The organism is Fibrobacter sp. UWB1 (assembly GCF_002210325.1).
Taxonomy (GTDB): Bacteria; Fibrobacterota; Fibrobacteria; order Fibrobacterales; family Fibrobacteraceae; genus Fibrobacter.
Genome location: NZ_MWQL01000039.1, coordinates 1 through 4,032 on the forward strand (window position 1 = coordinate 1; position 4,032 = coordinate 4,032).

General features: G+C 47.0%; 7 protein-coding genes. 6 read left to right on the forward strand and 1 reads right to left on the reverse strand.

Translation table 11 applies throughout. The features are described from left to right. Positions 1-164: 164 nt before the first annotated feature. From B7988_RS14680 to B7988_RS14700, 6 genes are all read left to right on the forward strand, one after another. On the forward strand, positions 165-1,394 hold the full coding sequence (locus tag B7988_RS14680) for an FISUMP domain-containing protein (protein WP_141225705.1): 1,230 nt from the start codon (positions 165-167) through the stop codon (positions 1,392-1,394). 60 nt (positions 1,395-1,454) lie between these two features. Next, on the forward strand, positions 1,455-1,553 hold the full coding sequence (locus B7988_RS14985; RefSeq protein WP_141225706.1) for an LEPR-XLL domain-containing protein: 99 nt from the start codon (positions 1,455-1,457) through the stop codon (positions 1,551-1,553). Positions 1,554-1,710: 157 nt separating this feature from the next. Continuing rightward, a complete protein-coding gene (locus B7988_RS14685; protein WP_212668329.1) occupies positions 1,711-2,658 on the forward strand; it encodes a DUF4143 domain-containing protein in 948 nt (315 codons plus the stop codon). 138 nt (positions 2,659-2,796) lie between these two features. After that, a complete protein-coding gene (locus tag B7988_RS14690) occupies positions 2,797-3,012 on the forward strand; it encodes a hypothetical protein (RefSeq protein WP_088658467.1) in 216 nt (71 codons plus the stop codon). Further along, a complete protein-coding gene (locus B7988_RS14695; protein WP_088658468.1) occupies positions 3,013-3,426 on the forward strand; it encodes a PIN domain-containing protein in 414 nt (137 codons plus the stop codon). 27 nt (positions 3,427-3,453) lie between these two features. After that, complete coding sequence (locus tag B7988_RS14700) at positions 3,454-3,687, forward strand: DUF2442 domain-containing protein (RefSeq protein ID WP_088658469.1); 234 nt, start codon at positions 3,454-3,456, stop codon at positions 3,685-3,687. A 101-nt stretch (positions 3,688-3,788) separates the two neighbouring features. Here the strand turns inward: B7988_RS14700 and B7988_RS14705 are convergent, their stop codons facing one another. Further along, the gene (locus tag B7988_RS14705; RefSeq protein WP_088658470.1) at positions 3,789-4,001 is read right to left on the reverse strand and encodes a helix-turn-helix transcriptional regulator; all 213 of its coding nucleotides are present in this window, start codon (positions 3,999-4,001) and stop codon (positions 3,789-3,791) included. Positions 4,002-4,032 lie beyond the last annotated feature (31 nt).

The following is a 4,032-nucleotide window of genomic DNA, read 5'->3' on the forward strand; positions in this document are numbered from 1 at the left end:
GCTGATTCGGGGCCGGAATAGCCCGGCAGAGCCCCGACTACTTTTGCTCATTTGAGCATTAATATATGTAAATTGAACGCCGCCGTCAATAGCCGGAAGGGACAATTTGTGTGAAAATAAACTAAATTTGGGTTATAGAATTTCGAGGTTTTTGGAGGACTTCTGTGAAGATTTTTACATTGCGTCATTCTTGGCCTGTCATTCTCGAAGCGAAGCGTGGGGAATCCATACTTCTTGCCATGGCTCTTGTCTTTGCTGCATTTACTGCGTGCGACAGCGGTTCCAGCAGTACTGACCCTGACCCGGTAGCGGAAATTTCGTCTTCCAGTGGTGACGAAGCAATCTCCTCGAGTTCCGTCACGGACAAAGAAACGTCTTCCGGTGGAAGTTCGGTTTCGTCTTCGTCGAAGAACAGTTCTTCTTCTGCGAAATCCAGTTCGTCTACGGATTCCAAGAGCAGTGGCGGTGAATCCAGTCCCGCCTCGTCCAGCGTTAAGTCGAGCAGCTCGGGGACTTCGTCAAGTTCTGTTTGGACTAAGCCTTGTTCTAGTGAAGGCTCAATTCTAGACAGGACCGATCGAGAATCTGGCAAAAAATTGGAATATATCTGTAAAGATGGCTTCTATGTTCTGTATGTTCGTTCCAGTTCCTCGTCCGTGCCCACCAGCAGCTATTTCAACATGGACAGTCTTTACAACAGCAAGTATTCGTATGGGGAATTTGTTGACCCGCGTGATGGGCAAAAGTACAGGATTTTAGACACGAAATTCGGTTACGATGGCTTTGAAAATATGACCGTATTCGCGACCAACCTTAACTATGGAAAACAAATCCCGTTAAATACGACGGTGTTTGACGACAATGCTCCTGAAAAGTATTGCTACGATGACGACCCGTGGTACTGCGACAACGGGTTCGGCGGGCTGTACAGCTGGAGCGAGGCGATGGGCCTTCCGAAGGCATGCGACAGCGTATGGACGGGAACGACTCCCGCCTGCCCGGACTCGATATTCCCGGGCCGCGAATACGATCATGAATGGGATCGTTTGAAGATACAGGGGATCTGTCCGGAAGGGTGGCACGTGATGAATAGGCAAGAATGGGGCGCCTTGAAGGGGGCAAGTGAAGATGATTATGGTTTTGTGTCGAAAGTAAATGGCGGGAGCAACAGCCAAGGATTCTCGGCCTTGTATGGGGGAATTGCTTTGGCCATAACAGGGGAATACCAATATATTAGAGTTTATGGACGTTACAGATTACCGTTTGAATCATCTGCCACTAATGTAACTTCGATATCGTTGGGGTCGGCTGCGCGGGGTATAAGTAGAGTCGATTTAAAAATGAATTCTGACAAGCCGAACGGCCTGTCTGTCCGTTGCGTGAAAAACCGCTAATTATAACAAGATCTTAAACAGATTAACAAGGCTTTTGCAATAAAAGCCAATTGGGTCTATATGTCCAAGTCTAAGAAGAACAACAAAAAGTCTAAAAACAACAAGCAAAACAGCTACAAAATCGAATCGTTGGAACCCCGCCTGTTGATGGATGCTTAACCCCGCCCAAAAACAACCACCCCGCGCCCCAACACGCCGACATCTCAAGAAAAATGCTATAAAAATGCGCTTTTACAAAGAATTCGGCATTTTTCTTCCAAAAATACAAAACAAAATTGAACAAAAATACAAAACAAAAGCCCAGAGCGTTGTCAAAATGCAGGATCCAGACTTCAGGGAGAGTTATCTTGCAACCGTATCGATTAAGCCGTCTTTATTGCTGAAAGGGGAAAATCCTCGATTGATTGACGAATGGCAGGACGCCCCCGAAAGCGATATTGACGGGATTACGTCAAGCCTTTCGATAGAGCAACTAATTCATGCCGCTTGCCGTGGCGGGTGGCCGGCCGCTCTTTTCAAGAAAGGCGATGATGCCCAACTTGTCGTCGCGCAAGACTATCTTGAAAACATCTGCCAGACAGACATATCCACGGTTGACGGAGTCGAAAGGAACCCCAAATGGACAAAGGCTATCCTAAAATCGTACGCCCGGAATGTCTCAACCTTGGCAAAGACCTCCAGCATCCATAAGGATATTCTATCGGAATCGGACAATTTTTCCATAATAACACTGGATTCCTACTTAAACGCGCTACGCAGACTATTCGTCATAGAAGATCTGGACGCCTGGAGCCCATCCATCCGTTCCGCCACATCTATCCGTTCAGGGAAGAAGAGGGAATTTTCCGACCCCTCAATTGCAGTTGCCGCAATGGGCGTCTCTCCCGAATACTTCTACACAGACCTGAAAACTTTTGGTTTTGTTTTCGAGACGCTTTGCATCAGGGACTTGAAGGTCTATTCTCAAAAACTACGTGGCGAACTTTCTTATTATCGCGACAGGACCGGGCTCGAGGCCGATGCCGTGTTGCATTTGAATGACGGACGATACGCCTTGATAGAATTTAAGCTGGGGAGTCGCGAAATTGAGGAAGGAGCAAAGCACCTGACGACTTTAAAGGAACTTATACGGGAACACAATAAGAAAAGCGACCAAATTCAACTTCGTGAACCGGACCTGCTGATGGTTGTCACGGGTGGGCAAATGGCATATACGAGACCCGACGGTGTAAAAGTCGTCCCGATTGGCTGCCTTAGGGATTAAAATAACCTATAACCCAAACCCCGCCCCAAAACAACCACCCCGTGACCAAACACACTGAAAACGCCCCACACAGCAAAGCCCATTGCTTGCTTTTCTGCAAAGAAAAGAGTATATTTGGTATAGACAAGAGGTTTAATTATGTCGGACGCAGCTTTTGCAGAACTCGAATCCCAGGTGGAAGAACTTCCTCTGTTTCAGATTGTTGTCCTTCGGCAAAAATTGGACCGCATTTTGGAACGCAAAAAGTCAACGACTAATGTGGCCGCTGGTCTTGCCCTGCTTGACGAATTCGCCGGTTCAGTAGAACGCAAAATTGATTACAAGAAAGAACGCGAAGAAAGCAGGGATTTCTAGATGAACCTGCTTATTGATTCAAATGTCATTCTCGACATGGTTCAACATCGTGAACCATTTTTCCTCGAGTCAAAAGAAATTATCGCAGAATGTATTAGGCAGAGCCATTTAGGTTTTGTTACGGCACATTCCCTTTGCGACATCTACTACATTCTCCGCAAGGATATGTCCGCAGAGCAAAGGTTGAAGCTGGTAAATATGTTCTGCCAGTTCTTTACAGTTATTCCTGAAACGGCTTCGGATTTCATGACTGTTACAGAAAAACCGAATACCGAAGATCTAGAAGATGGCTTGCAACAACAATGTGCCGCCCGTTTAAAACTCGATTACATCGTTACGCGCAATATTGATGATTTTAGGGCATCCGCCGTTCCCGCCATTGAACCCGGACAATTCTTGTCTAAATTTTTCTAGTACGAGTTGAAGCGAACTGGATTCAAAATGCTTCACGTAATTGACGCGAAATATATTGGAGATTACAAGATATCCGTCGAATTCAACGACGGATGCCGTTTTGTCGCTGATTTCGAAAGCGTCATCAAGTCGGACCACCGCCCCATCGTGCAACAACTTGCAGACATCAATACCTTTAAAGATTTCACGCTGCAAGCGCACACAATCACATGGCCAAACGGCGTCGACTTCGCTCCAGAATTCATCAGAAGCCTTCAATAAGCCGAACCCAGTTTGATGTGTCATTAGGGGTCTTAGGGGCAGAGCCCTTAGGAGTAGGGGTGGGGAGCAACGAAGTGCGAGCCAGGGGGAGGCTTCCCCCTTTACTTGCTAAAATCAAAGAAGGCAGCGGGATCCGTTCCAAAGATTTCGCCGAGCTTTACCGCCATTTTGCGGGATACCGCCCTGCGGCCGTTTTCCATGGCGCAGAGGTTCTGGACCTGAATTCCGAGTTTCTCGGCAAGGGTGACCTGCGACCAATTGCGCAAATCTCGGTTCGCGACAATCATTTCGGTAGTGTCAAGGGTTTTTCGCAAAAATAGTTTGTTCCAACATCAGATCTAGGCT